The organism is Aeromonas sp. 96A (genome assembly GCF_051919165.1).
GTDB classification, from domain to species: Bacteria; Pseudomonadota; Gammaproteobacteria; order Enterobacterales; family Aeromonadaceae; genus Aeromonas; species Aeromonas veronii.
Map to the genome: position 1 here is coordinate 2,236,145 of NZ_JBQBFE010000001.1, position 23,581 is coordinate 2,259,725.

The window sequence follows — 23,581 nt, forward strand, 5'->3', positions numbered from 1 at the left end:
GATCGCCGATGATACGTGGTGACGGGTCGTTTTAAAACGACAGGGTGGCCGGCTGGATGGCGGAGAAGTTCTCCTGGCCGGAAAAGAGAAAGGTAAAATCGCTCTCGCAGACCCGCTTCACCGCCGGATGCTGGATCATCCGCTCGGCGAAGATGACGTAATACTCCTCCATCAGATCCTGGGTTTCCCCGATCAGCATCACCCCCTCCCCCTCGAGGATCTCCTCCCGATAGATGGTCGGCGCCATGAAGATGCCCTGATTGAAGAAGCCAAACGCCTTCATCAAGGCGGCATCATCAAACTCGCCAAGAATGCTGGGGGAGACACCCTGCTGCTCGAACCACTGAGTCAGCTGACGCCCCATGGCGGTACGGCGACCGGGGATCAGCAGCTTGCGCTCTTCCAGACAGGCGGGAAAGGGCTTTTCAGGCAGCGGCGCCTTGCAGAAGAAGCTGACGCCACAGCCGCCCAGCCGTTTGGAGAGCAGCCCCGCATGTTGGCTGGAGTCCACCGGACAGTCGGAGAGGATCATATCGAGCTTGTGCTCGCTCAGCTGCTCCAGCAGCAGTTCGTGGGTTGATTCAAAACAGCGCAGATGGATGGAACCATCGTTGGGGATGACGGAGAGCAGCACGCGGCTGGCAAGGCGCTTGGAGAGGGCATCGGCGATGCCGACGTCGAACAGGATCTGGCTCTCCTTGCGGTAGTTGACGATATCGAGCATCTCGTAGGAGAGGCTGAACATCTTGTCGGCATAACGAAACACCAGCTGGCCCAGCTCGGTCGCCTCAAGAGAGCGCCCCTTGCGTTTGAGCAGCTTGCCCCCGAGGCGCTGCTCCAGCAGCTTGATCTGACCGGTGACGGTTTGCGGGGTCAAAAAAAGGGCTTCCGCTGCCTGGGTAACGGAGCCCTTCTTCTGAGTCATCCAGAAATAGTAGAGATGGTTGTAGTTAAGGTGTGACATCCGATGGGGTTCCCGCTTGACGCGGACTCCGGTAGCAGCTGAGTTCAACCGCCAGAATGTCATACATGTCGCTAACCGAGTCAACCTTGTTCGCGCCAAACTGCTCCATCAGAGTGGCCTTGAGGCGTGCTTTGTCCGGCATCCGGTCAGCGCAATAACGCTTGTTGGAGCGTTTGACCATCTCGCCAGCCCGGCTGCTCAGCGCCCGCTCGGAGAAGGTCTCGCCAAAGCGCGCCTTGGCCTGCTTGTCCCCCAGCAGCAGGGCGCTGTCTACCACTCCGTTCAGATAGGCAGAGCAGTTCGCCGAAGTGGCGTCCTGCTTGCAATCCTCCAGCCCGCCGGCCCATGCCGCGGGGCTCAACAACAGCATCAACAACCCTGTATGCAGCTTCATAGTCCCTCCGTACTCTGTTCCCCTTCACCCTTGGGAAGGGCCATGCGCAAGGCCAGATAGCCGACTACCGCCGCCATGGTGGAGCCCACCAGGATCCCGAGGCGAGAGTAGCTGCCGTAATCCAGCCCACCGTGCTCGAAGGCGAGCGACGCGATAAACATCGACATGGTGAACCCGATGCCACAGAGGATGCTGACCGCAAAAATCTGCTTGAAGTTGACCCCGGGCGGCAACTGGGCGATGCCCAGCTTGACCGACAGCCAGCTGATGGTGAACACCCCGAGCGGCTTGCCGATAAACAGCCCCAGCATGATCCCCATAGGTACCGGACTCAGCAGGGAGGAGATACCAATCCCTTCCAGCGATACCCCGGCGTTGGCAAAGGCAAACAGCGGCAGGATCAGATAGGCACTCCAGGGGTGCAGCTGATGCTCCAGATACTTGAGCGGCGAGGCGTAACGCTTGCCGTTAAGCGGAACCATAAAGCCCACTACCACGCCAGCCAAGGTCGCATGGACGCCAGACTTCAGCACCGCAACCCAGAGCACCAGACCAACCAGCATGTAGAGGCTGATCCTGTCCTCACCACGGCGATTCATCCAAAGCAGAGTGAGGGTTGCCAGAATACCGATGGCCAGCGCCTCCAGCGACAACTGCTGGGTATAGAAGAGCGCGATGATGATGATGACACCGAGGTCATCCATGATGGCCAGTGCCAACAGGAATACCTTGAGGCTCACCGGCACCCGCTTGCCAAGCAACGCCATCACCCCGAGGGCAAAGGCGATGTCGGTCGCAGCCGGGATCGCCCAGCCAGCACGCGCCACTTCATCCGAATAGTTGAAAAAGGCGTAGATCAAGGCCGGAGCCAGCATGCCGCCCACCGCCGCAATAGCTGGAAAAGTCGCTTGCACCCGAGAGGAGAGCGCCCCTTCCAGCATTTCACGCTTCACTTCCAGACCAACCAGCAGGAAGAAGATCGCCATAAAGCCATCGTTGATCCAGAGCAGCAGCGGCTTGTTGATGTCTAGGGCCGCGATGCGCACCTGCACCGGCGTGTCGAGAAACGCCTGATACCCGCCAGCCAGCGCGGTATTGGCTAAAATCATTGCCAGCATGGCAGCCATGATCAGAATAATTCCGGAGGCGGCCTCCAGCTTCAGGAACTTTTTGATTACGTCACTCATGGTTAAATTTTCCACCGTATTGCTTTGGTTTGAGTCTATCTCCTGCAACAACCAATGGAAAATCGTTTCTTGCTGCTCAATACAACGAAAAAACCGAAGGCAAAATAGAACATACCTGCTATAAGCAGGTTTTTCCTCGTCTCTGGCTACCGTCTTATTAATCAATAAAATGAATTTTCAATTATTTAACTGCATAAAAAAGGCGCCCTGAGGCGCCTTGCTATCAGATGGCGACGGGCGCCTTGATGCCGGGGTGGGGGTCATAACCCTCGATCTCGAAATCCTCGAACTTGTAGTCGAAGATGGAGTCAGGTTTGCGCTTGATCACCAGGGTCGGCAGCGGGCGCGGCTCGCGGGAGAGCTGCAGCGCAGTCTGCTCCATGTGATTGGAGTAGAGGTGCACATCACCGCCAGTCCAGACGAAGTCACCCACTTCCAGATCGCACTGCTGGGCCATCATATGGGTCAGCAGGGCGTAGCTGGCGATGTTGAACGGCAGGCCGAGGAACACATCACAACTGCGCTGGTAGAGCTGGCAGGAGAGCTTGCCGTCCGCCACATAGAACTGGAAGAAGGCGTGGCAGGGAGCCAGCGCCATCTTGTCCAGCTCGCCCACGTTCCAGGCGGATACGATGATGCGGCGCGAATCCGGGTTGTGCTTGATGTCATCCACCGCCTTCTGGATCTGGTCGATGACAGACCCGTCGGCAGCAGGCCAGGAGCGCCACTGCGCGCCGTAAACCGGCCCCAGATCGCCATTCTCGTCGGCCCACTCATCCCAGATGCTGACGCCATTTTCCTTCAGATAGGCGGTATTGGTATCCCCATTGAGGAACCAGAGCAGCTCGTGAATGATGGAGCGCAGGTGGCACTTCTTGGTGGTCACCAGCGGGAAACCTTCCGCCAGATTGAAGCGCATCTGATGGCCGAACAGGGAGACAGTACCGGTGCCGGTACGGTCAGACTTGACGGTGCCCTCATCGAGGATTTTCTGCATCAGGTCGAGATAAGCTCGCATTATTTCGCCTCCTTCACGGCATTACCGAACAACTGCGGACGCTTGTAGGCGGCCCAGATCATCAGGGCACCGGCGATAATCATCGGGGTGGAGAGGATCTGACCCATGCTGATCTCCTGGAAGTAGAGACCGAGCTGGCTGTCCGGCTGGCGCACAAACTCCACCAGGAAGCGGAACAGGCCGTAGAACAGCAGGAACATGCCGGAGATGGCGCCGCGCGGCGGATTCTTGCGCCAGAACAGGTTGAGGATGATGAACAGCACCACCCCTTCCAGCGCGAACTGGTAGAGCTGGGAGGGATGACGCGGCTCGGGGCCGGCCTCCGGGAAGATGATGGCCCAGGGCACATCGGTGACCCGGCCCCACAGCTCGCCGTTGAGGAAGTTGCCGATCCGGCCGACGCCGAGACCAAACGGAATGAGCGGTGCCACAAAATCGGCCACGGTGAAGAAGTGGCGCTTGGTCTTGTGGGCAAACCAGATCATCGCGGTGATCACCCCGATCAGCCCACCGTGGAACGACATACCGCCGGTCCAGATCTTGAACAGATAGGTGGGATCCGCGAGGAAGAGATCGAAGTTGTAGAACAGCACGTAACCGACACGGCCACCGAGGATCACCCCGAGGAAACCGTAGAACAACAGATCCGACACCTCGTTGCGGGTCCAGCCGCTGTTCGGTGCATCGGCGCGACGGCCAGCCAGCCACATGGCAAAAGCGAAACCGAACAGGTACATGAGACCATACCAGCGTACCGATAGTGGTCCCAAACTGAATGCTACGGGATCAATCTGCGAGAAAACCCAATATCCATCGTGCTGCATATGCGGCCCCAGTCAAAATAAAAGCCGCATTTTCCGATCATTCGTCAGCAGGGACAAGGCATGATTATCAATCACTCTGTTTCGATTTATGACCGGCTCGCAGCAAACCGCCCAAACCGTGCTCCTCCAGATAACGGGCAAACAGGCCGCGCAGTACGTGGGGGTTGTCATGTTTGAGGCCATCGGCCATCAGTTCGGTCAACTCGCTCAGGGTGGATTGACGCAGCACGTACTTGATCCGGGCGATGTTGTGGGTGTTCATACTGAAGCGGCGATAGCCCATGGCCAGCAGCAGCAATACACCGACCGGATCACCGGCCAGTTCGCCACACACCGACACCGGCTTCTGGTAACGGTGGGAAGCATCAACCAGCTTTTGCAGGGCGCGGATCACCGCAGGATGGAAGGCATCGTAGATGTTGGCAACCCGGGAATTGTTGCGATCTACCGCCAGCAGGTACTGGGTCAGGTCGTTACTGCCCACCGACCAGAAGTCGATGAGCGGCGCCATCTCCGGCAAGATAAAGAGGGCTGAGGGCACCTCGATCATCACCCCGAGGCTGGGGTAGCGGATCACCGCATCGCGGCTCGCCGCTTCTTCCGACACTTCCCGCCATGCTTGATCCAGCAGACGACGGGAGGCTTTGATTTCGCTAACGCTGCTGATCATCGGCAGCATGATGGCCAGATTGTCGAGTCCTTCGCTGGCCCGCAGCATCGCCTTGAGCTGCACCAGAAACAGTTCGGGGTGATCCAGGGTGATCCGGATCCCCCGCCAGCCAAGGAAGGGGTTTTCCTCGACGATGGGGAAATAGGGCAACGGCTTGTCGCCGCCCACATCCAGCGTCCGCATGCAGACCGGCCGGTTGCGGTAGGTCTCCAGAATACCGCGATAACGGGCAGTCTGCTCCCACTCGGAGGGGAAGCTCTCCTGCAGCATAAAGGGGATCTCGGTGCGATAGAGCCCGACCCCGTCCGCCAGCTGATTGAGGGAGATCTCGGTATCGGCACTGAGCCCGGCGTTGAGCAGCAGAGAGACCTTGGTGCCGTCGGCCGTCTCGGATGGCAGGTTGTCGACGCTGCGCACCAGAGTATCGAGCGCCCGCTCTTCGCTCAGCAGCTGACGATACTCGGTCAGGATCACCTGATTGGGTTCGATGAAGAGATCGCCGCTGTAGCCATCGACGACCAGCATGCGACCACCGATGTCACCAAGAGGCAGATCAACCCCCATGATGGCGGCGACCCCCATGGCGCGGGCCAGAATAGCCGCGTGGGAGTTTGTTCCCCCCTTGAGCGAGACCACGCCGGTCAGATACTCGCGGGGCACTTCCGCCAGAATGGTGGCCGTCACCTCGTCGGCAACCAGCACCACCGGCTCACCGATGGAGATATGTTCCGGTTCATTCTGCACCAGTCGGCTGATCAGCCGCTGGGCAATATCCTTCACGTCGGTGGAACGCTCCTGCAGGTAGGGATCCTTCATCCCTTTGAACTGCTCGATCAAGCGATCACTGATCAGCTTGACCGCAGATACCGCAGTCCAGTGCTCCTTGCTCACCTTGTTGCGAATCGGCTTGATGTAGCCGGGATCGTTCAGCAGATGCAGGTAGATATCGAAGATCGCCACCGAATCCTGGCTGTAGCTCTCGCGAAAGCGCAGCGCCAGACTCTCCAGATCGTGGCGCACCTCCTCAACCGCCAGCTCCAGCCGCGCCAGCTGGCTGGCATGGTCTTCATCCTTGCGCGGGGTAATGGACGAGAGCGCCTTACGGGGCCGCCACACCCAGGCCTTGGCCATGGCGATGCCGCTGGCACCGGCAATACCACGCAGCGGCTTGCTCCAGTCGGTCTTCTGCAACCACCCCTTGGCTTGCGCCTGGGCGATCCGCGCCGCCAGCTGGGCCGCCAGGGTGACCATGAAGGACTCTTCCCCCTCATCGAAGCGGCGGCTCTCCTTCTGCTGCACCACCAGAATGCCGACCACCTGACGCTGATGCATGATGGGAGCGCCGAGGAAGGAGCGGAACGCCTCTTCGGCAACATCGGGCAGGAATTTGAAACTGGGGTGCGCGGGGGCATCAGCCAGGTTGATCAACTCTTCCCGCTGACCCACCAGACCGACGATGCCTTGCTCGTAAGGCAGAGTCACCTTGCCGACTGCGGACGGGGCCAAGCCGTCGGTAGCCGCCAAGCGATAGCGGCGCACCTCGGGTTCCGAGACATAGACGGAGCAGCAGTCCACTGCCATGGCGTGCCGGGTCTGGCTCACCAATGCCTGCAAGGCCTGCTCGAGGGTATTGGCCTCGGCCATGCTCTCGACGATACGTCTCAGTTCCGTTAACAACTAATCTGTGCTCCTTAACGGGCGCGATTGCGTCGCCCATCCTTCTTGTTGACCTGCACTGCCGGCACTGGCATCGCCAGCGGGGCAAACTCTTTCATGACCCGGCGGTAAACCTCCCGCTTGAACGAGACGACCTGACGCACCGGGTACCAGAAGCTGACCCAACGCCAGTCGTCAAATTCGGGATGGCCATGACAGCCGAACTGGATCCGCGACTCCTTGCCCGAATTCAGCTGTAACAGGAACCATTTTTGTTTTTGGCCAATACAGACCGGTGAACTGTCCCAGCGGACAAGACGTTTGGGTAAACGGTACTTTAGCCAGTTACGACTGGTGGCCATGATGGTCACATCTTCGGGCTTGAGGCCAATCTCCTCATAAAGCTCTCGATACATGGCCTGCTCTGGCGTTTCACCATCATCAACTCCCCCCTGCGGAAACTGCCAGGAGTGCTGCCCATAGCGTTTAGCCCACAACACTTGTCCTTCACGGTTACAGATCACGATACCGACATTGGGACGAAATCCGTCGCCATCAATCACGTGATCACCTTATAAAGGCTGAATCTATAAGGAGATTGTTCCACATTCACTCCGTGGCAGCAAACAAGGAGTGAATCCCCTGTTTCATGAATAACTTTCGATTTCAAACATACTTATAAACAAATCCAAGGATCCGCTCCCCCAAGTTGCCCACCCAGGCTGTGCATAAAGCTGTTAGCAAACGGGTATATACAGTACTTTTTAACTGTACGCGGAAAGTGCCTCTCCGCATCATCACGCGACATAAAATATAAAAAATCATTATTTTTTATAAGCTTGATGTGAAACAACTGGATCTAGATCCATGTCCCCCCAAGAGCCAGATCCATGATCCAGATTGTGAACAAGTTCAACTGCTCAAAGATCCACCGCGGCGAAATTATCCACAGGAGTGGCACAATATCTACCCCGTTCACCCTGTAAAAATGGGGTGGCATTCACAATTTTTTGTAACATATCAGCGACTCCACCCACTTTCATCCACTTATCCAAGATTTCTGTGGATAACTGTGTGTAACATCATGCACAAACCCTTGGACAACTATTTCGAGGTCAAACCAGACCTGGCTTACTGCTCGATAAAACAGACAAAACCCTTTAAAATCATAACGATGAACTGATAGCCCCCAAATTCTCTGCATTTGATCTTATCCACTCAGGATCGGTTATAAAAACAGCGATCCTTCTCGGGATCCTCCCCTGTTAGAATATGGCGAGCAAGATGGAGCCAAACATGCCAAGTAATCCCCAATCCGAGCAGGAGTTATTGAGCCGCGCCTATGCCATGGCCGGCTTCACGCTAGCGCAGCTGGCCGTCGAGGCTGGCGTCGCTGTGCCCAAAGACCTGCGACGTGACAAGGGGTGGGTCGGTCAGTTGATCGAGCTGCAACTGGGGGCCAGCGCCGGGAGCAAGCCGGAGCAGGACTTCCCGGAGCTGGGGATCGAACTCAAGACGATCCCCGTGGATCCTCAAGGCAAACCGCTGGAGACTACCTTCGTCTGCGTCGCCCCGCTGATCGGCGTCAGCGGCCAGCGCTGGGAGGAGTCCAACGTACGCAACAAGCTCTCCCGGGTGCTCTGGATCCCGGTGGAAGGCAGTCGCGAGATCCCGGTTGGCGAGCGGCGAGTCGGCATGCCGCTGATGTGGAGCCCGAATGAAGAGGAAGATCGGCTACTGCGTCAGGACTGGGAGGAGCTGATGGACATGATAGTGCTGGGAGAAGTGGAGCAGATCAGCGCCCGCCACGGCCAAGTGATGCAACTGCGGCCCAAGGCGGCCAACAACAAGGCGCTGACTCGCGCTATCGGCCGCGATGGTCAACCCATCATGACCCTGCCCCGCGGCTTCTATCTCAAGATCGACTTCACCCACAGTTTGCTGCAACGCTATTTTGCCTTGCCGACTTGATCTGCCTTATCAACATCTTTGTCATATGGTGGTATAAAAATAGACAGGAGCCATTTTTAACTCACAGACAAGGAGGCGTCATGCCACTGATCAAACAGTTTTTGAAGTCCAAGCCCGAGGTCAAGGTGACCTTTGCCGTAGAGAAAGAGGCGGCTGCAGGGGCGGAACAGGTGATGCTGATCGGCGAGTTCACCCAGTGGCAACCGGTCGAGCTGAAACGCATGAAGAGCGGCGAGTTCAAAGCCACCCTCAATCTGCCGACCGACGGCCCGGGCTACTTTGAATATTGCTACCAACTCATCACCCCGGCAGGGGAAACCCTCTACGAGAATGACTGGGCTGCGGACGACTATGTGCCTGGCCCCTTCGGGCGTGACAACTCGGTGGTACGGGTCATCCAGTAACGGCAACCAGAGAGCCAATAGACGGATACAAAAAAGGCTCGCCATTGGCGAGCCTTTTCACTACCTGTCGAGCTATTTGCCGACATACCGACACTAATTCGAATCGAATTAGTTGAGCTTCTCTTTGATACGAGCAGCTTTGCCGGACAGGTTGCGCAGGTAGTACAGTTTGGCGCGGCGAACATCACCACGACGCTTCAGTTCTACACTGTGGATCAGCGGAGAGTGAGTCTGGAATACACGCTCAACACCTTCGCCGTTGGAGATCTTGCGAACGGTGAAAGCAGAGTGCAGACCGCGGTTACGCTTGGCAATAACGATGCCTTCGAAAGCCTGCAGACGCTCTTTACCACCTTCTTTAACACGAACTTGAACACGTACAGTGTCGCCCTGGGCAAAAGCCGGGATGTCGGTACGCAGTTGCTCTTGTTCAAGCTGCTGAATAATCTTGCTCATTGTCTTTCCTTACCTAGGATAAACTGAAAACTCTACTTAACGCTGTCACGCACTTCGCGGACATACTCGGCAAGAAGTGATTCTTGCTCGTCAGTCAGAGCTAGGTTGTTAATAAGTTCCGGCCTTCTTTGCCAGGTTCGTCCGAGCGACTGCTTGAGACGCCAGCGTCGAATCACTTCGTGATTGCCGCTTGTCAGCGCCTCGGGCACCGCCAATCCATCCAACACCTCCGGCCGAGTATAGTGGGGATGATCCAGCAAGCCATCCGTAAAGGAGTCCTGCTCGGCACTGGCCTGATCACCCAAGACTCCTGGAACCAGACGCGAAACCGCATCGATCAGGGTCATGGCAGGCAACTCGCCACCACTTAACACGTAATCCCCGATAGACCACTCTTCGTCGACTTCGGTTTGTATCACGCGTTCATCGATACCTTCGTATCGACCGGCTACCAGAATCAGTTTCTGATTCGTCGCCAACTCGGTTACGCCCGCTTGAGTCAGCTTGCGTCCCTGAGGAGAGAGATAGATGACTTTCGCCCCGTCTCCCGCCGCTTGCTTGGCTGCATGAATCGCGTCACGCAGCGGCTGAACCATCATTAACATGCCGGGCCCACCACCATAAGGACGATCATCGACCGTACGGTGTTTGTCGTGGGTAAACTCCCGGGGGTTCCAGCACTCAATCTGCAGCAGGCCACTCTTGACGGCCCGACCCGTTACCCCGTGCTCGGTAATGGCTCGGAACATTTCAGGGAAGAGGCTAATGACCCCAATCCACATAAGAAACCTCCGGCACCCGTGTTAGCGCGGGAAACTAGAAACCAGGATCCCAATCAACTTCGATTGTTCGAGCAGTCAGATCAATATTCTTGATCACCTGCTCTTCCAGGAACGGAATCAACCGCTCCTTTGCACCAAAGGCATCTTTTACATTGGCCTCAACCACCAACACATCGTTGGAGCCGGTTTCCATCAATTCGGTCACCTTGCCCAGGTCGTATCCCTTGGTGGTCACCACGGAGCAACCAATCAGGTCACGCCAGTAGAACTCACCTTCAGGCAACGCAGGCAACAGATCGGCGGGTACGCCAATCTCGACATTGGTCAATGCCAGGGCATCTTCGCGCACATCGATACCATCGAGTTTGCAGATCAGACCCTTGTTGTGACGTTTCCAGGATGAAACCCGAATTTCACGCCACGCCCCGTTCTGATTAATCAGCCAGGGGTTGTAATCGAAAATCGCTTCGGCAACATCGGTGAAGGAGTTCACTTTAAGCCAGCCCTTGATGCCATAAACGGTACCCAGGGTGCCCAGAACTACAGGTTTTTCCACCTTAACTCCTTACCGTTGGGCTGATTAAGCAGCTTTTTTAGCGTCTTTGATCAGCTTGGCAACGCGGTCAGAAACAGCGGCACCAGTAGCAACCCAATGCTCGATACGAGCCAGGTCCAGGTTCAGCTTTTCAGCTTGACCAGCAGCAACCGGGTTGAAGAAACCAACGCGCTCGATGAAGCGACCGTCACGGGCGCAACGGCTGTCAGAAACTACTACCTGGTAGAACGGACGCTTTTTCGCGCCACCACGTTGTAAACGAATGGTTACCATATCGTCCTCATTAACATCTAATGAACAAGGCCCGCAAACACGCGGACCCTAGCTTAAAATAAGCCGCGTAATTCTACTTGGATTCGTAATAATTGCAACCAAGCCAGCCATTTTTTGCGCAGAGCGGCAATGAAAAGGGGCCTGCCGCTGCAGACCCCCATCAACACGCAGGCCGGATCAGAACGGGCCGCGACCGCCACCGAAACCGGGGGGCATCATGTTCTTCATCTGGCTCATCATCTTGCGCATGCCGCCTTTACCGGACATTTTCTTCATCATGCGCTGCATCTCGGTGAACTGCTTGAGCAGCTTGTTCACATCCTGCACCTGCATGCCGGAACCTGCGGCGATACGGCGTTTGCGGGAACCCTTGATGAGATCGGGGTGAGCACGCTCCTTGGGCGTCATGGAGCTGATGATCGCCTCCATCCGCACGGTGAGCTTGTCATCCATCTGATCTTTCACGTTATCCGGCAGACCGGACATGCCGGGCAGCTTGTCGAGCATCCCCATCATGCCGCCCATGTTGCGCATCTGGGCCAGCTGCTCGCGGAAGTCCTCGAGATCGAAACCCTTGCCACTCTTGACCTTGCTGGCCAGCTTGGCCGCTTTCTCTTTATCGACGTTGCGCTCGACCTCTTCGATAAGAGAGAGCACATCGCCCATACCGAGGATGCGGGAGGCGAGACGATCCGGGTGGAACGGCTCCAGCGCATCGGTCTTCTCACCCATACCGATAAACTTGACCGGCTTGCCGGTGATGTGGCGCACCGACAGGGCTGCACCACCACGGGCGTCACCATCCGCCTTGGTGAGGATCACACCGGTAAGCGGCAGCGCTTCGTTGAACGCCTTGGCGGTGTTGGCGGCATCCTGACCGGTCATGGCATCCACCACGAACAGGGTCTCGACCGGCTTGATGGTCGCATGCAGATCCTGGATCTCGGCCATCATCTCGCTATCAACGTGCAGACGACCGGCAGTATCGACGATCACCACGTCATAGAATTTCTTGCGCGCCTGGTCGATGGCGGCGGTGGCGATATCGACCGGCTTCTGGCTGGCATCGCTCGGGAAGAAGTCGACACCGATATCATTGGCCAAGGTTTCCAGCTGTTTGATCGCCGCCGGACGATAGACGTCGGCACTGACTACCAGCACCTTCTTCTTGCTGCGCTCTTTGAGCAGCTTGGCCAGTTTGCCAACCGTGGTGGTCTTACCGGCACCCTGCAGACCGGCCATCAGGATGATCGCAGGCGGCTGGGCAGCCAGGTTGAGCTGTTCGTTGGCCTCCCCCATTACGGTGACCAGTTCACCGTGCACAATCTTGATGAATGCCTGGCCCGGGCTCAGGGATTTGGCCACTTCCTGCCCGACTGCGCGCTCTTTGACACGCGCAACGAAATCACGCACGACAGGCAGGGCGACATCCGCCTCGAGCAGCGCCATGCGGACTTCGCGCAGGGTTTCCTTGATATTGTCTTCGGTCAGGCGACCACGGCCACTGACATTGCGCAAGGTGCGCGAGAGTCGTTCAGTCAAATTCTCAAACATGACGGATTCCGGTTCTTGGCGTAATAAATTGGGGGCATTATAACCCAGAGCGGGCGCGAGGACGATTATTCACCGCACCGCAGCAGCAGGGAGCTTCTCCCTATATATGGGCAGATCGGCCGTTGCACAACTGGCGAGCACTTCTCGTGCAAGGTATACTGCCCCTCTTACCCTCAAAAGCTTGTGCAACAACGACCTGGTTATGATCGTAATCTCTGTTCTGGCCCTGGCGTTTTATCTGCTGGCCATCATCGCCTCCCTGCATCTGTTACTGAGCGCCAAGCCGGTGAGACAGCGCTCCCTGTTTGCCTGTATCGGATTGGCCCTGATCGCCCACGCCAGTGCCCTCGGTTCAGAGGTATTGCAGAGTTACGGCCAGAACCTGAGCATGCTCAACGTTGCCTCGCTGGTCAGCCTTATTATCAGTTGCTTCATGACTTGCGTAACCCGCCGCTTCAACGGCTGGATCCTGCTGCCGGTGGTCTACAGCTTCTCGGCCCTGTTGCTGGCTGCCAGCGCCTTGATCCCGGGTCGCTACATAACCCATCTGGAGGCCCATCCCCAGCTGTTGCTGCACATCGGCCTCGCCCTGATGGCCTACTCGGTATTGATGATCGCCTGTCTGTTTGCGCTGCAGCTCGCCTGTTTGGACAAGCAGCTTAAATCTCGAAAAATCAGCAACCTGCCAGCCATGCCGCCACTGATGACGGTGGAGAAACGACTGTTTCAGTTGATCTCTGCAGGGGTGCTGCTACTGACACTCTCCATCGCCTCCGGCCTCTTCTTCCTCGAAGATATGTTCGCCCAGGGCAAGTCTCACAAGGCAGTGCTCTCCATCCTGGCATGGTGTGTCTACGTGTTGCTGCTGTGGGGTCATCACACCTATGGCTGGCGCGGCCGCAAAGTCATCACGCTCAGTCTGATCGGCAGCTTCATCCTGACTCTTGCCTACTTTGGCAGCCGCTTCGTCAAAGAAGTGCTGTTGAGCTGACACCTATACTCTTTTAGCCATACCATCCAACAGGAGCCCTTTTTGGACAGCATCTCAACGAGTACATTACTGATTGTTCTCGTTATCTTGATCCTTCTTTCCGCCTTTTTCTCCAGTGCCGAAACCGGCCTGATGTCCATCAACCGCTACAAACTGCGGCATCTGGCACAGACCAAACACAAAGCCGCACGTCGCGTCGAGCAACTGCTCGCCCGCCCCGATCGCCTGCTGGGGCTGATCCTGATCGGCAACAATCTGGTCAATATCCTCGCCTCCGCCATCGCCACCATCGTCTGTATCCGACTGTTTGGTGATCTCGGGGTCGCCATCGCCACCTTCGGGCTGACGCTGGTGGTACTGGTATTCGGTGAAGTGACCCCCAAGACCCTGGCCGCCATGTTTCCGGAGAAGATCGCCTATCCCGCCTCCTGGATCCTCAAGGGGCTGATGGTGCCGCTCTCACCGCTGGTCTGGCTGATCAACGGCATCACCAGCGGCCTGCTCAAGATGCTGAAGATCAATCCCAACAAGGATGACTCCCTCAACACCGAGGAGCTGCGCACCATCGTCAATGAGGCGGGCAACCTGATCCCCCAGCGTCATCAAGAGATGCTGCTGAGCATTCTGGATCTCGACAAGATGCTGGTCGAGGACATCATGGTGCCGCGCAGCGATATCTACGCCATCGACATCAACGATGACTGGAAGAGCATCCAGCGCCAGCTGGCCCACTGCGCTCACACCAAGATCCTGCTCTATCGCGACAATATCGACGACGTTGTCGGATTTTTACACGCGCGCGATGCCCTGCGGCTGGTAGCCAGGGACCAGTTCAACAAATCGAGTCTGTTGCGGGAAGTGGACGAGATCTACTTCATTCCGGAAGGTACGCCGCTCAACGTGCAGCTGGCCAAGTTCCAGCGCAACAAGGAGCGAATTGGCCTGATCGTCGACGAATACGGCGACATTCAGGGGTTGATCACCCTGGACGATATTCTGGAAGAGATCGTGGGCGACTTCACCACCTCCATGACGCCAGCGCCGAGCGACGAGATCCACCCCCAGTCAGATGGTTCTTATCTGGTCGAAGGCTCAGCCAATATTCGTGAGCTGAACAAGGAGATGAACTGGCACCTACCCATCGACGGCCCGCGCACCCTCAACGGTCTGATCCTCGAATATCTGGAGGAGATCCCCCAGCCCAACATCGGGATCCGGCTGGCCGGTTATCCTATCGAGATCCTCGATGTGGAGAACAACATGGTCAAGATGGCGCGGATCATGCCGGCATCGTACCGGGCGGAATCGGATTCGCAAGATTGAAAAAGGGCTGCCAGTGGCAGCCCTTTTCTATTGCTCATCGTCACTGTTCATCTTCATCATCCGGCTCCAGCACCAGCGTCGGGATCAACTCGCCAAACACCCGTTGCAACTCGTCGCGGTTGGCCAGCAGGTCTTGCAGCGTATAGCTGTCCATCACCGCCAGAAACGCATCCATCGCCTCTTTCAGCGCACTCTTGAGCAGACAGACAGAGACGATGTGGCAAGCGGGCGAGCCGCAGTCAATGCCGTCCAGATTGCCTTCCAGCGCCCTGATCACCTGCCCGATATTGATGGTGGCGGGATCGCAAGCCATGCGAATACCGCCATTCTTGCCACGCTGGGATTGCAGATAGCCCAGCTTCACCAGCTGATTGACCACCTTCACCATGTGGTTGCGGGAAACGCCATACAGGGCCGATACCTTGGCAACGCTCGACAACTCCCCTTCCGGCAGGGTGGCAAGATAGAGCAGGGCTCTCAATCCGAAATCTGTATAACTGGTTAGTCTCATAAAACCTGATTAGCGCGATGCGAAAAGTGGAGTATTGATTCAAATCAAATAAACATCTAGGATGCCACTTATTAAATGACATTTTATATGTTCAATTAGAAAGAGGCCCATATGCTAGATCAAACCACCGTTGCCGTCATCAAAAGCACTATTCCGCTGCTCGAATCGGCAGGCCCTGCCCTCACCCAGCACTTCTACCAACGAATGTTCAGCCATAACCCGGAGCTGAAAGATATCTTCAACCTGGCCCACCAACGCAGTGGCGGCCAGCCGCTGGCCCTGTTCAATGCAGTCGCCGCGTATGCAAAGAATATCGACAATCTGGGAGCGCTCGCCGGTGCGGTCGAGCGGATTGCGCACAAACATACCGGATTCCTGATCCAGCCGGAACAATATCACATTGTAGGTAGTCATCTCTTGGCCACGCTCAAAGAATTGGGCGGAAGTGCGGTCACCGACGAGGTGCTGGAGGCATGGGGCAAGGCGTATGGCGTGCTGGCCAACATCTTCATCGGCCGCGAGCGGGAGATCTATCAGGAGAAGGCCAATCAGGATGGCGGCTGGCAAGGTACCCGCACCTTCATCATCAAGGAGAAGCGAGCCGAGAGCGCCCTCATCACCTCCTTCCTGCTGACGCCGGAAGATGGCAAGCCAGTGTTGGCCTTCAAACCGGGCCAATACCTCAGCATCAAGCTGGTTCACCCCGAGCTGGAATATCAGGAAATCCGCCAGTACTCCCTCTCCGATGCCCCCAACGGGCAGGACTACCGCATCAGCGTCAAGCGTGAACCGCAGGGTCAGGTCTCCAACCTGCTGCACGATCACCTGCAGGCGGGTGACAAGATCGAGGTGATGCCCCCTACCGGCGATTTCTACCTGAAAGCCGACAGCCAGACCCCGGTGGTACTGCTCTCAGCCGGTGTCGGCGTGACACCGATGATGAGCATGCTCAACCAGCTGCTGGCGAGCGGCCATCAGGCAGAGATCACCTGGCTGCACGCCTGCGAACAGGGCGCTGTACACGCCTTCCGGGAGGATATTAAGCAAAAATCCCGCCAGCATCCCAACTTGCTGAGCCGGGTCTGGTATCGGGAGCCGGAGGCCAGCGATGTACAGGGTGAAGATTACGACTTGGCCGGCACCATGTATCTGACTGTGGTGAAGGAGCGCATCACGCCAGAGGCCCACTACTACTTCTGTGGCCCTGTCGGCTTCATGCAAGAGATCAGGCGGCAGCTGCTGGCGGCTGGAGTACCAACGGGGCAGCTCCATTACGAAGTTTTTGGCCCCCACCAAGATCTCTAAGGCGCGGGCAGCCATATAACAGAGGGAGGTTCCGGCCTGTCATGGCACGGCGGCTGGAACCGGACCCACAGGTGCTGATCTGTGGGTCATTTTTTTTGGATCAGTGCATCGCCTTGGCGCGGGCCACCACGTTGGCCGGCATCCGGTTGCCAAGACGGTTGAGCAGACTCGCCGCCTTCTGGTGCAGCGCCTTGTCACCTATGACGGAGCCATGGAGCCAGCGATAGGCGTCCTCATAATCGAGCGGACTGCCCATCCCCTGCAGCAGCATCTCGACCCACTCGATGCGGGCCCGCAGAAAACCGAGGCTGGCCGCCTCGCGCATCAGGGTCTCGGCTCGCACCAAATCCTTCTGCACCAAAGTTCCTTTCCAGTAGTAGCGGCCCAACTGCTCCAGCGCTGGCGCCAACCCCTGATTGGCCGCCTCCCACATATATTGCACCCCGAGTTCGGCATTGGATTTGGTACAGACCCCCCACGCCAGCATATCCCCCCAGAGGAATTGATAGGCCGGGATCTTCATCACCGAGGCGCGCGCTTCGATATCCTGAGTCAGCTGACAGCGATCCTGTTTAACCTGAGTGAGGTGGCGCCCCTGCTCAATCCAGTTGAGCAGCTCGTCCTGACGATAGAGCGGCACCGCCTGCAACTCGCCTGCGGCCAGAGGTGCGGGAGGCGCCACCACAGCGGCAGGCTCAACCGGTTTTGGCAGCGGCGCGGCCCCCTCGCCACTGCTGGCAACGGGTGTGACCGGCTCGGCCGGAAGCAAGACGGGGACTGCCTCAGAGGGCGCTGGCGTAGCAGCAGAGACAGGGGCCGTTGCCACCGCAGCACTGCTTGCGGTCGGTGCCGATGCACTTGCTGCAGGCACATCGCTCGATACGGCAGCCGATACCGCCTCGGCACCATAGAGGGGCGCGGTGAATGCACCGACAAGAACGAGAAGGGTAAGGGGTTTCATCATAAGGATCTCCTGCTGCACTCTGTTATCGGCACCAAGCCCCATCCCCTTAGCCTGCCGGGCGGTTCCCATTAATACAAAGGGAGCCGAAGCTCCCTTGTTGGCACGGTTGACCCGCTTACTTGACGAAATCGACACCCAGCTGGATATCGGCTTTCAGGGTAGCCAGCATGCCTTCCATCGCTTCCTGCTCGAAGGCGCTCAGCTTGCCGTAATCCAGTACAGTTTCGACGCCGTTCTTGCCCAGCAGTACCGGCTGTGCGAAGAAGGTGGCGTGCTCGCCGTTGCCTTCCACGTAGGCACACTCGACAACGTTGGCTTCGCCCTGCAGACCCTTGATGAGGGAGAGACCAAAACGGCAAGCCGCCTGACCCATGGAGAGGGTTGCGGAACCGCCACCAGCCTTGGCTTCAACCACTTCGGTACCGGCATTCTGGATGCGCTTGGTCATGGCTGCAACTTCTTCAGCAGTGAAGGAGGCACCTTCAATCTGGGAGAGCAGCGGCAGGATGGTGACGCCACTGTGACCACCGATCACGTTGACGCGTACCTTGTCGATGTTCAACCCTTTGGCAGCGGCCACGAAGGTCTCGGCGCGGATCACGTCCAGGGTGGTGACACCGAACAGGCGACGCTTGTCATAGACACCGGCTTTCTTCAGCACTTCGGCGGCGATAGCCACAGTTGTGTTGACCGGGTTGGTGATGATGCCGATCAGTGCTTTCGGGCAAGTGGCCGCGCACTTCTCGACCAGATTCTTGACGATACCGGCGTTGATATTGAACAGGTCGGAGCGATCCATCCCCGGCTTGCGTGCCACACCGGCGGAAATCAGCACCACATCGGCCCCAACCAGCGCAGGAGTCGGATCTTCACCGCAGAAGCCCTTGATGGCGACGTCGGTAGGAATATGACTGAGGTCAACGGCCACACCCGGAGTAACCGGGGCGATGTCATACAGGCTCAGCTCGGAGCCAGCCGGCAGACGGTTTTTCAACAGCAGAGCGAGGGCTTGACCGATGCCACCAGCGGCACCCAGAACGGCAACTTTCATGATCAACTCCATGTTTAAGCGTAGGTTTAAGGTTGTTTGTTGTTGTGCGCCCAACCTTAATGGATCCCCCCATAAAAAACAATCTGATAACAGTTGCAGTCACGGGTTCTGTGAGCCACGAAACATGCGGGAGCAAAAATTGGAGGGAAATACAAAAAGTTGGAGGAGAAGCACAGTTTTTCTGCACTTCTCCTTACCATAAAGAGGTAGATCTGAGGGTCTCAGGATTGGAATGCCAGCGCCCGTTTTTCACACCAGCGAAAACCAATTGTTAACAATCCGTTCATCGCCAGATAAAGCCCACCAGCCACCCCGAACACAGCCAGGGTATCGTAGGTCTGGGCGTTCAACCCCTGCGCCAGCCCCATGATGTCCATGATGGTGATGGTACTGGCGAGGGAGCTCCCCTTGAGCACCAGAATCACCTCGTTGGAGTAGGCAGGCACCAGATGACGGGCGGCATGGCGCACCTTCATCCACAAGGTCTGGCGGCCGTTAAAGCCAAGCGCACGACACGCCTCTACTTCACCGGCCGGGATGGCATCGAGCGCCCCCTTGAACAACCGGGTAGAGTAAGCCGCCGTGTTGAGACCCAGCGCCAGCACGGCGCAGAACCAGGGCTGCTTGAGCAGCGGCCAGAGCGGGCTGGCTTTCAGCCACTCAAACTGACCCGGCCCGTAGTAAATCAGGAAGATCTGAATGAGCAGCGGCGTACCGGTAAAGAGCAGCACCCACAGCTGCACCAGCTGGGTCGCCACCGGCAGGCGCAGCTCCAGCACCCAGGTCATCAGGGCCGCCAACACAATCCCCAGCAGCAGACTGAACAGGGTCAGCTCCAGCGTGGTGACCAGACCGCCCAGCAACGTAACGAGATACTCTTGCATCGGTTATCCTCCGTAGCGGCGGGTGTAGCGGGCAGCCAGCCCGAGGCCGTACTCGCTCACCAGACTGATAGCCAGATAGATGAGGGCCGCAGCGGCATACCAGGTGAAAGGCTCATAGGTACTGGCCGAGGCCATCTGCGCCTGACGCATCATCTCGTTGACCCCGATAAGCGACACCAGCGCGGTATCTTTCAGCAACACCAGCCACTGGTTGCCGAGGCCCGGCAGGGCGTGACGCCACGCCTGCGGCAACACGATGCGAAAGAAGATGTGGCTCTTGCTCAACCCCAACGCCAGCGCCGCCAGCCGTTGACCTGAAGGCACCGCATTAAGCGCCGCCCGCAGGGTCTGGGTCGCATAGCTGGCGAACAGCAGGGAAAGCGCCAGCACGCCACAGGCGAACGGACTGAACTCCACATACTCGCCAGTGATGAGGAACAACACCTGGGTCGAGCCGAAGTAGATGAACAGCACCACCAGCAACTCGGGCAGGCCACGGATCAGCGTGGTCAGGGTGGCCACCGGCCACACCAATGCACGCTGCTTGCTGAGCTCGGCGGCACTGAACGCCAGTGCCAATACCATGCCCCCGACCAGTGATGCCAGGGCCAGCCCGAGGGTCATCCAGGCTGCATCCAACAACAGGCTCAACATGGCTTACTGCGCGAAGTATTTGTCGAAGATTTTCTGATAGGTGCCGTTGGCCTTGATCTCGGCCAGCCCCTTGTTCAGCTGGGTCAGCAGCTCCTGATTGCCCTTGGCGACCGCGATGCCAAAGCCGGTACCGAAGTACTTGGCATCGGTCACCGGCGCACCCACCACCGCATACTCCTTGTGCAGCTTCAGCCAGTCAGCAGCAACGGCGGTATCGGCAAACACGCCATCGGTACGGCCATTCATCATGTCGAGGAAGGCGCTCTGGTAGCTGGCGTACGGCACGGTCAGCAGGCCCTTGCTCACCCAGTTATCCACCAGATATGACTGGTGAGAGGTGCCGTTCTGCACGCCGACGGTCTTGTCTACCATCTCTTCCGGCCCCTTGAAGGCACCTTTCTTGGCGACGAATACTGCCGAGTTCTCGTAATAGATGTCGGAGAAATCGACCTGAGCGGCCCGCTCCGGGGTTACGTCCATGGCGGCGATGGCAGCATCGTAGCGACGGAATTTCAGGCTGGGGATCAGGCTGTCAAAGGCCTGGTTGTGGAAGCTACACTCCAGCTTGACCTGCTCGCAGATGGCACGGGCCAGATCGATGTCAAAACCCTGAAACTCGTTCTTGTTATCCAGGTATTCGAACGGCGCGTAGGTGGCCTCGGTAGCGAACTTGATCTCTTTGGCCATGACGGAGGTACTCAACAGGCCCATGGCAGCAACCAACAACAGACTCTTTTTCATGACAGCTTCCTTATCGATTCAATATCAATGCATCAAGAATTCGGCAAACCGGCTGGTTTGCGGGGATTGGAAAATTGCAGCGGTGCCGGATTCGATGATCCGCCCCTTCTCCAGATAAATCACCTGACTGGCCACCTTGCGGGCAAAGTCGACCTCGTGGGTCACCACCACCTGGGTAATGCCGGTCTGGCTCAGGTTGCGGATGATCTCGGCCACCTCTTTGGTGATCTCGGGATCGAGGGCAGCAGTCGGCTCGTCAAACAGCAGCACTTCCGGATCCATCATCAGGGTACGGGCAATGGCCACCCTCTGCTGCTGACCGCCGGAGAGGCGTGCCGGCCAGGCATCGCGCTTGTCCGCCAGTTGCAGCTGGGCCAGCAGATAGGCCCCCTTCTCGATGGCAGCCTCCTTGCTCATGCCAAGCACCTTGACCGGCGCTTCAATCAGATTCTCCATCACAGTGAGATGTGGCCACAGATTGTACTGCTGGAACACCATCCCCACCTTGCGACGCAGCAGTTGGGACTGGCGGTTGAATTCGGCAGCAGAGAGGGAGTTCGGGAAAGAAAATTCACTTTCGCCAATCCGCAGAACACCCGCATCCGGGGTATCCAGCAGGTTCATCATCCGTAGCAGGGAACTCTTGCCAGCACCGCTCGGGCCCAGCAACACCAAGGTTTCACCGGGGGATGTCCGAAAGCTGACCTGTTGCAGAACCGGCACCTTGTGCCAGGACTTCTCGATACCTATTAATTCAATACCCATACAGCCCAATTGAATAAGTTTTCAAAATTTCATCCCGATTCTATCCCTAATAAAGGTTGATGCAAGCCATTTTTGAATCAATATGCAGAACAAGCGCCGCTTCCTTGCAAAAAACGGCATATGAATGCAAAATGGCCCCGCTGTTCGTATCTGCCGCCTGTATCGCACAGGCCGCCACACCTCCTCATTCGTGAGACCAAGATGAAACACAACGACAAGCAAGAAAAACTGGCCAAGGCCTTTAAAGCCTTGCTGAAAGAAGAGCGCTTTGGCTCCCAGGCAGAAATCGTCACCGCCCTGCAAGAGCTGGGCTTCGAGAACATCAACCAGTCCAAGGTATCGCGCATGCTGAGCCGCTTCGGCGCCGTTCGCACTCGCAATGCCAAGATGGAGATGGTCTACTGCCTGCCGGTGGAACTGGGCGTGCCCACCACCTCCAGCCCGCTCAAGAATCTGGTACTGGACGTCGATCACAACGGCGCACTGGTGGTGATCCACACCAGCCCGGGCGCAGCCCAGCTGATTGCCCGCCTGCTCGACTCCCTCGGCAAGGCAGAGGGGATCCTCGGCACCATCGCCGGTGATGACACCATCTTCATCACCCCGACCAGCGACACCGATATCGAAGAGCTCTATCTCTCCGCCCTCGAGCTGTTCGAACAGACGCCGTAATGGCCGCCACCGCATCATAGCAGTCACGCCAGAACGAGAAATCCCGGCCAAGGCCGGGATTTTTGTTTTCTGAGTCTTCGTCAGGCGGGCTTATTTGCCCTGCGCCATCAGAAAACCTTCAGATGGGGCGAAAAAGGCCGCGCCGGTCACTGCCTTGGTAAAGCGCAACAGGTGATCGAAGTGGCTGCCCTCCCCCTTGTACATGCTGGCCAGCATGGCGTTGAAGTGCTGCGGTGTGCGGCAGCAGGAGATGAAGTAGAGCCCCTGCTCGGTCATGGTGCCCCAGGGCATGCTCTGGCGCAGGATCTCCATAGACTCCCCTTTCGGCGTCTTGAGGTTGACCCGCTTGATGTGGGCGGTCAGCGGTTTGGCGGCAGATTCATACTCGATATTGTCGGGCTTGGTACGACCGATAATGTCTTCCTGCTCTTTCTGCGCCAGCTTCTCCCAGTCGCTCATGGCGTGTACCCAGCGCTGGACATGAATGTAGGAGCCACCGGCAAACTCGCCATCGGCCACCAGCGCCACTTCGGCACGGTGCTCATCCTGCGGGTTCTCGGTACCGTCGACGAAACCGGTCAGGTCACGACAATCCAGGTTGCGGAAACCGCGCACCTCTTCGGCCAGCTCGACCAGTCCGGCCAGCAGTGCCATCACACGGTGACCGGCGTGGTGCAGCACATCCACCCGATCGGCGCGCAGCTGAATAAAGAGATCAAACGGGGTGTTGGGGGCTTCCTGACCGTTGGCGGATTGCGCCATAAAGCTGCGGAACTGGGGGGGACGGGCAGCAGGGTAGAGACCATCCCAGGCATCGGCGCCAACGGCGACCAGACCGCTGAAACCGGCCTCGGGGAAATCGGCAGCCACCGCCTGCCACAGGGCGGGCAATTTGGCCAGACGGCCGACCAGTTCGGCGGCATCGCCGGTGCGATTGAACATCAGATAGAGGGTGTGCAGATTCGGCTCTGCGCAGATCCCGGCTTGGGCTTTCATATATCTCTCCCCTGA

26 protein-coding genes are annotated in these 23,581 nt (G+C 57.6%); 6 read left to right on the forward strand and 20 right to left on the reverse strand.

All coding sequences use genetic code 11. The features are described from left to right. Nucleotides 1–31: 31 nt before the first annotated feature. From nhaR to rppH, 7 genes are all read right to left on the reverse strand, one after another. Nucleotides 32–964 carry a transcriptional activator NhaR gene (nhaR, locus tag ACTG2W_RS10170; protein WP_005340434.1) on the reverse strand — a complete coding sequence of 311 codons (933 nt, stop codon included), beginning with the start codon at nucleotides 962–964 and terminating at the stop codon, nucleotides 32–34. Further along, entirely contained in the window at nucleotides 951–1,358 is a 408-nt protein-coding gene (locus tag ACTG2W_RS10175) for a hypothetical protein (RefSeq protein ID WP_042053339.1), read from the reverse strand. The genes nhaR and ACTG2W_RS10175 overlap by 14 nt, the downstream gene beginning before the upstream one ends. Continuing rightward, on the reverse strand, nucleotides 1,355–2,545 hold the full coding sequence (gene nhaA, locus ACTG2W_RS10180; protein WP_106843890.1) for a Na+/H+ antiporter NhaA: 1,191 nt from the start codon (nucleotides 2,543–2,545) through the stop codon (nucleotides 1,355–1,357). Before nhaA ends, ACTG2W_RS10175 begins: the two co-directional genes overlap by 4 nt. A 223-nt stretch (nucleotides 2,546–2,768) precedes the next feature. Beyond that, a complete protein-coding gene (gene thyA, locus ACTG2W_RS10185; RefSeq protein ID WP_019445582.1) occupies nucleotides 2,769–3,563 on the reverse strand; it encodes a thymidylate synthase in 795 nt (264 codons plus the stop codon). Beyond that, nucleotides 3,563–4,387 carry a prolipoprotein diacylglyceryl transferase gene (gene lgt / locus ACTG2W_RS10190; RefSeq protein ID WP_031227775.1) on the reverse strand — a complete coding sequence of 275 codons (825 nt, stop codon included), beginning with the start codon at nucleotides 4,385–4,387 and terminating at the stop codon, nucleotides 3,563–3,565. The genes thyA and lgt overlap by 1 nt, the downstream gene beginning before the upstream one ends. 67 nt (nucleotides 4,388–4,454) lie before the next feature. Next, entirely contained in the window at nucleotides 4,455–6,734 is a 2,280-nt protein-coding gene (gene ptsP / locus ACTG2W_RS10195) for a phosphoenolpyruvate--protein phosphotransferase (protein ID WP_043826126.1), read from the reverse strand. 14 nt (nucleotides 6,735–6,748) lie between these two features. Continuing rightward, entirely contained in the window at nucleotides 6,749–7,276 is a 528-nt protein-coding gene (rppH, locus tag ACTG2W_RS10200) for an RNA pyrophosphohydrolase (protein WP_005340421.1), read from the reverse strand. A gap of 733 nt (nucleotides 7,277–8,009) precedes the next feature. Here rppH and mutH point away from each other — a divergent pair. Together mutH and ACTG2W_RS10210 are read left to right on the forward strand one after the other, a co-directional pair. Next, complete coding sequence (mutH, locus tag ACTG2W_RS10205) at nucleotides 8,010–8,684, forward strand: DNA mismatch repair endonuclease MutH (RefSeq protein WP_106843889.1); 675 nt, start codon at nucleotides 8,010–8,012, stop codon at nucleotides 8,682–8,684. Nucleotides 8,685–8,764: 80 nt separating this feature from the next. After that, nucleotides 8,765–9,088, forward strand: a complete 324-nt coding sequence (locus tag ACTG2W_RS10210; RefSeq protein WP_005348910.1) for an isoamylase early set domain-containing protein — start codon at nucleotides 8,765–8,767, stop codon at nucleotides 9,086–9,088. Between the two features lie 108 nt (nucleotides 9,089–9,196). Here the strand turns inward: ACTG2W_RS10210 and rplS are convergent, their stop codons facing one another. The 5 genes from rplS to ffh form a co-directional block, all read right to left on the reverse strand. Then, a complete protein-coding gene (gene rplS / locus ACTG2W_RS10215; RefSeq protein ID WP_005313505.1) occupies nucleotides 9,197–9,544 on the reverse strand; it encodes a 50S ribosomal protein L19 in 348 nt (115 codons plus the stop codon). 32 nt (nucleotides 9,545–9,576) lie between these two features. Beyond that, nucleotides 9,577–10,326: a tRNA (guanosine(37)-N1)-methyltransferase TrmD gene (gene trmD, locus ACTG2W_RS10220; protein WP_005340400.1), complete on the reverse strand. Its 750-nt coding sequence runs from the start codon at nucleotides 10,324–10,326 to the stop codon at nucleotides 9,577–9,579. Between the two features lie 34 nt (nucleotides 10,327–10,360). Then, a complete protein-coding gene (gene rimM, locus ACTG2W_RS10225; RefSeq protein WP_005340394.1) occupies nucleotides 10,361–10,882 on the reverse strand; it encodes a ribosome maturation factor RimM in 522 nt (173 codons plus the stop codon). A 24-nt stretch (nucleotides 10,883–10,906) separates the two neighbouring features. Continuing rightward, nucleotides 10,907–11,155 (reverse strand): 30S ribosomal protein S16, encoded by a 249-nt coding sequence (gene rpsP / locus ACTG2W_RS10230; protein ID WP_005340392.1) that lies wholly within the window; start codon nucleotides 11,153–11,155, stop codon nucleotides 10,907–10,909. A 177-nt stretch (nucleotides 11,156–11,332) separates the two neighbouring features. Then, nucleotides 11,333–12,709 carry a signal recognition particle protein gene (gene ffh / locus ACTG2W_RS10235; RefSeq protein WP_005357987.1) on the reverse strand — a complete coding sequence of 459 codons (1,377 nt, stop codon included), beginning with the start codon at nucleotides 12,707–12,709 and terminating at the stop codon, nucleotides 11,333–11,335. A gap of 202 nt (nucleotides 12,710–12,911) precedes the next feature. On the opposite strand from ffh, the gene ACTG2W_RS10240 reads away from it, so the two are divergent. Then, nucleotides 12,912–13,700, forward strand: coding sequence for a cytochrome C assembly family protein (locus ACTG2W_RS10240; RefSeq protein ID WP_106843935.1), 789 nt, complete (start codon nucleotides 12,912–12,914; stop codon nucleotides 13,698–13,700). A gap of 42 nt (nucleotides 13,701–13,742) precedes the next feature. Beyond that, nucleotides 13,743–15,023, forward strand: coding sequence for an HlyC/CorC family transporter (locus ACTG2W_RS10245; protein ID WP_005348906.1), 1,281 nt, complete (start codon nucleotides 13,743–13,745; stop codon nucleotides 15,021–15,023). A 40-nt stretch (nucleotides 15,024–15,063) separates the two neighbouring features. Here the strand turns inward: ACTG2W_RS10245 and ACTG2W_RS10250 are convergent, their stop codons facing one another. Next, nucleotides 15,064–15,534: an Rrf2 family transcriptional regulator gene (locus tag ACTG2W_RS10250; protein ID WP_005340388.1), complete on the reverse strand. Its 471-nt coding sequence runs from the start codon at nucleotides 15,532–15,534 to the stop codon at nucleotides 15,064–15,066. 111 nt (nucleotides 15,535–15,645) lie between these two features. Between ACTG2W_RS10250 and hmpA the strand changes: the two genes are divergently transcribed. Beyond that, nucleotides 15,646–16,839: an NO-inducible flavohemoprotein gene (gene hmpA / locus ACTG2W_RS10255; RefSeq protein WP_106843888.1), complete on the forward strand. Its 1,194-nt coding sequence runs from the start codon at nucleotides 15,646–15,648 to the stop codon at nucleotides 16,837–16,839. A gap of 100 nt (nucleotides 16,840–16,939) precedes the next feature. Here the strand turns inward: hmpA and ACTG2W_RS10260 are convergent, their stop codons facing one another. The 6 genes from ACTG2W_RS10260 to ACTG2W_RS10285 all read right to left on the reverse strand — a co-directional run bounded on the left by ACTG2W_RS10260 (nucleotide 16,940) and on the right by ACTG2W_RS10285 (nucleotide 21,898). After that, complete coding sequence (locus ACTG2W_RS10260) at nucleotides 16,940–17,524, reverse strand: tetratricopeptide repeat protein (RefSeq protein WP_026034955.1); 585 nt, start codon at nucleotides 17,522–17,524, stop codon at nucleotides 16,940–16,942. 394 nt (nucleotides 17,525–17,918) lie between these two features. Further along, nucleotides 17,919–18,854 carry a malate dehydrogenase gene (mdh, locus tag ACTG2W_RS10265; protein WP_005340384.1) on the reverse strand — a complete coding sequence of 312 codons (936 nt, stop codon included), beginning with the start codon at nucleotides 18,852–18,854 and terminating at the stop codon, nucleotides 17,919–17,921. Nucleotides 18,855–19,075: 221 nt separating this feature from the next. Further along, the gene (artM, locus tag ACTG2W_RS10270) at nucleotides 19,076–19,738 is read right to left on the reverse strand and encodes an arginine ABC transporter permease ArtM (RefSeq protein ID WP_005348902.1); all 663 of its coding nucleotides are present in this window, start codon (nucleotides 19,736–19,738) and stop codon (nucleotides 19,076–19,078) included. Between the two features lie 3 nt (nucleotides 19,739–19,741). Further along, the gene (gene artQ, locus ACTG2W_RS10275) at nucleotides 19,742–20,392 is read right to left on the reverse strand and encodes an arginine ABC transporter permease ArtQ (protein ID WP_043826111.1); all 651 of its coding nucleotides are present in this window, start codon (nucleotides 20,390–20,392) and stop codon (nucleotides 19,742–19,744) included. A 3-nt stretch (nucleotides 20,393–20,395) separates the two neighbouring features. Further along, complete coding sequence (locus ACTG2W_RS10280) at nucleotides 20,396–21,133, reverse strand: transporter substrate-binding domain-containing protein (RefSeq protein WP_106843887.1); 738 nt, start codon at nucleotides 21,131–21,133, stop codon at nucleotides 20,396–20,398. 24 nt (nucleotides 21,134–21,157) lie between these two features. Further along, nucleotides 21,158–21,898: an ATP-binding cassette domain-containing protein gene (locus tag ACTG2W_RS10285; RefSeq protein ID WP_005357971.1), complete on the reverse strand. Its 741-nt coding sequence runs from the start codon at nucleotides 21,896–21,898 to the stop codon at nucleotides 21,158–21,160. A gap of 201 nt (nucleotides 21,899–22,099) precedes the next feature. On the opposite strand from ACTG2W_RS10285, the gene argR reads away from it, so the two are divergent. Continuing rightward, a complete protein-coding gene (gene argR / locus ACTG2W_RS10290; protein ID WP_005340378.1) occupies nucleotides 22,100–22,570 on the forward strand; it encodes a transcriptional regulator ArgR in 471 nt (156 codons plus the stop codon). Nucleotides 22,571–22,660: 90 nt separating this feature from the next. Here the strand turns inward: argR and ACTG2W_RS10295 are convergent, their stop codons facing one another. Continuing rightward, the gene (locus ACTG2W_RS10295; protein ID WP_106843886.1) at nucleotides 22,661–23,566 is read right to left on the reverse strand and encodes a Dyp-type peroxidase; all 906 of its coding nucleotides are present in this window, start codon (nucleotides 23,564–23,566) and stop codon (nucleotides 22,661–22,663) included. Nucleotides 23,567–23,581 lie beyond the last annotated feature (15 nt).

What these genes read in the sequence shown, in the direction of transcription:
- nhaR (WP_005340434.1), bottom strand. Translation starts at nt 964, where the DNA reads ATGTCACACCTTAACTACAACCATCTCTACTATTTCTGGATGACTCAG.
- ACTG2W_RS10175 (WP_042053339.1), bottom strand. Translation starts at nt 1,358, where the DNA reads ATGAAGCTGCATACAGGGTTGTTGATGCTGTTGTTGAGCCCCGCGGCA.
- nhaA (WP_106843890.1), bottom strand. Translation starts at nt 2,545, where the DNA reads ATGAGTGACGTAATCAAAAAGTTCCTGAAGCTGGAGGCCGCCTCCGGA.
- thyA (WP_019445582.1), bottom strand. Translation starts at nt 3,563, where the DNA reads ATGCGAGCTTATCTCGACCTGATGCAGAAAATCCTCGATGAGGGCACC.
- lgt (WP_031227775.1), bottom strand. Translation starts at nt 4,387, where the DNA reads ATGCAGCACGATGGATATTGGGTTTTCTCGCAGATTGATCCCGTAGCA.
- mutH (WP_106843889.1), top strand. Translation starts at nt 8,010, where the DNA reads ATGCCAAGTAATCCCCAATCCGAGCAGGAGTTATTGAGCCGCGCCTAT.
- ACTG2W_RS10210 (WP_005348910.1), top strand. Translation starts at nt 8,765, where the DNA reads ATGCCACTGATCAAACAGTTTTTGAAGTCCAAGCCCGAGGTCAAGGTG.
- rplS (WP_005313505.1), bottom strand. Translation starts at nt 9,544, where the DNA reads ATGAGCAAGATTATTCAGCAGCTTGAACAAGAGCAACTGCGTACCGAC.
- trmD (WP_005340400.1), bottom strand. Translation starts at nt 10,326, where the DNA reads ATGTGGATTGGGGTCATTAGCCTCTTCCCTGAAATGTTCCGAGCCATT.
- rpsP (WP_005340392.1), bottom strand. Translation starts at nt 11,155, where the DNA reads ATGGTAACCATTCGTTTACAACGTGGTGGCGCGAAAAAGCGTCCGTTC.
- ffh (WP_005357987.1), bottom strand. Translation starts at nt 12,709, where the DNA reads ATGTTTGAGAATTTGACTGAACGACTCTCGCGCACCTTGCGCAATGTC.
- ACTG2W_RS10240 (WP_106843935.1), top strand. Translation starts at nt 12,912, where the DNA reads ATGATCGTAATCTCTGTTCTGGCCCTGGCGTTTTATCTGCTGGCCATC.
- ACTG2W_RS10250 (WP_005340388.1), bottom strand. Translation starts at nt 15,534, where the DNA reads ATGAGACTAACCAGTTATACAGATTTCGGATTGAGAGCCCTGCTCTAT.
- hmpA (WP_106843888.1), top strand. Translation starts at nt 15,646, where the DNA reads ATGCTAGATCAAACCACCGTTGCCGTCATCAAAAGCACTATTCCGCTG.
- mdh (WP_005340384.1), bottom strand. Translation starts at nt 18,854, where the DNA reads ATGAAAGTTGCCGTTCTGGGTGCCGCTGGTGGCATCGGTCAAGCCCTC.
- artM (WP_005348902.1), bottom strand. Translation starts at nt 19,738, where the DNA reads ATGCAAGAGTATCTCGTTACGTTGCTGGGCGGTCTGGTCACCACGCTG.
- artQ (WP_043826111.1), bottom strand. Translation starts at nt 20,392, where the DNA reads ATGTTGAGCCTGTTGTTGGATGCAGCCTGGATGACCCTCGGGCTGGCC.
- ACTG2W_RS10280 (WP_106843887.1), bottom strand. Translation starts at nt 21,133, where the DNA reads ATGAAAAAGAGTCTGTTGTTGGTTGCTGCCATGGGCCTGTTGAGTACC.
- ACTG2W_RS10285 (WP_005357971.1), bottom strand. Translation starts at nt 21,898, where the DNA reads ATGGGTATTGAATTAATAGGTATCGAGAAGTCCTGGCACAAGGTGCCG.
- argR (WP_005340378.1), top strand. Translation starts at nt 22,100, where the DNA reads ATGAAACACAACGACAAGCAAGAAAAACTGGCCAAGGCCTTTAAAGCC.
- ACTG2W_RS10295 (WP_106843886.1), bottom strand. Translation starts at nt 23,566, where the DNA reads ATGAAAGCCCAAGCCGGGATCTGCGCAGAGCCGAATCTGCACACCCTC.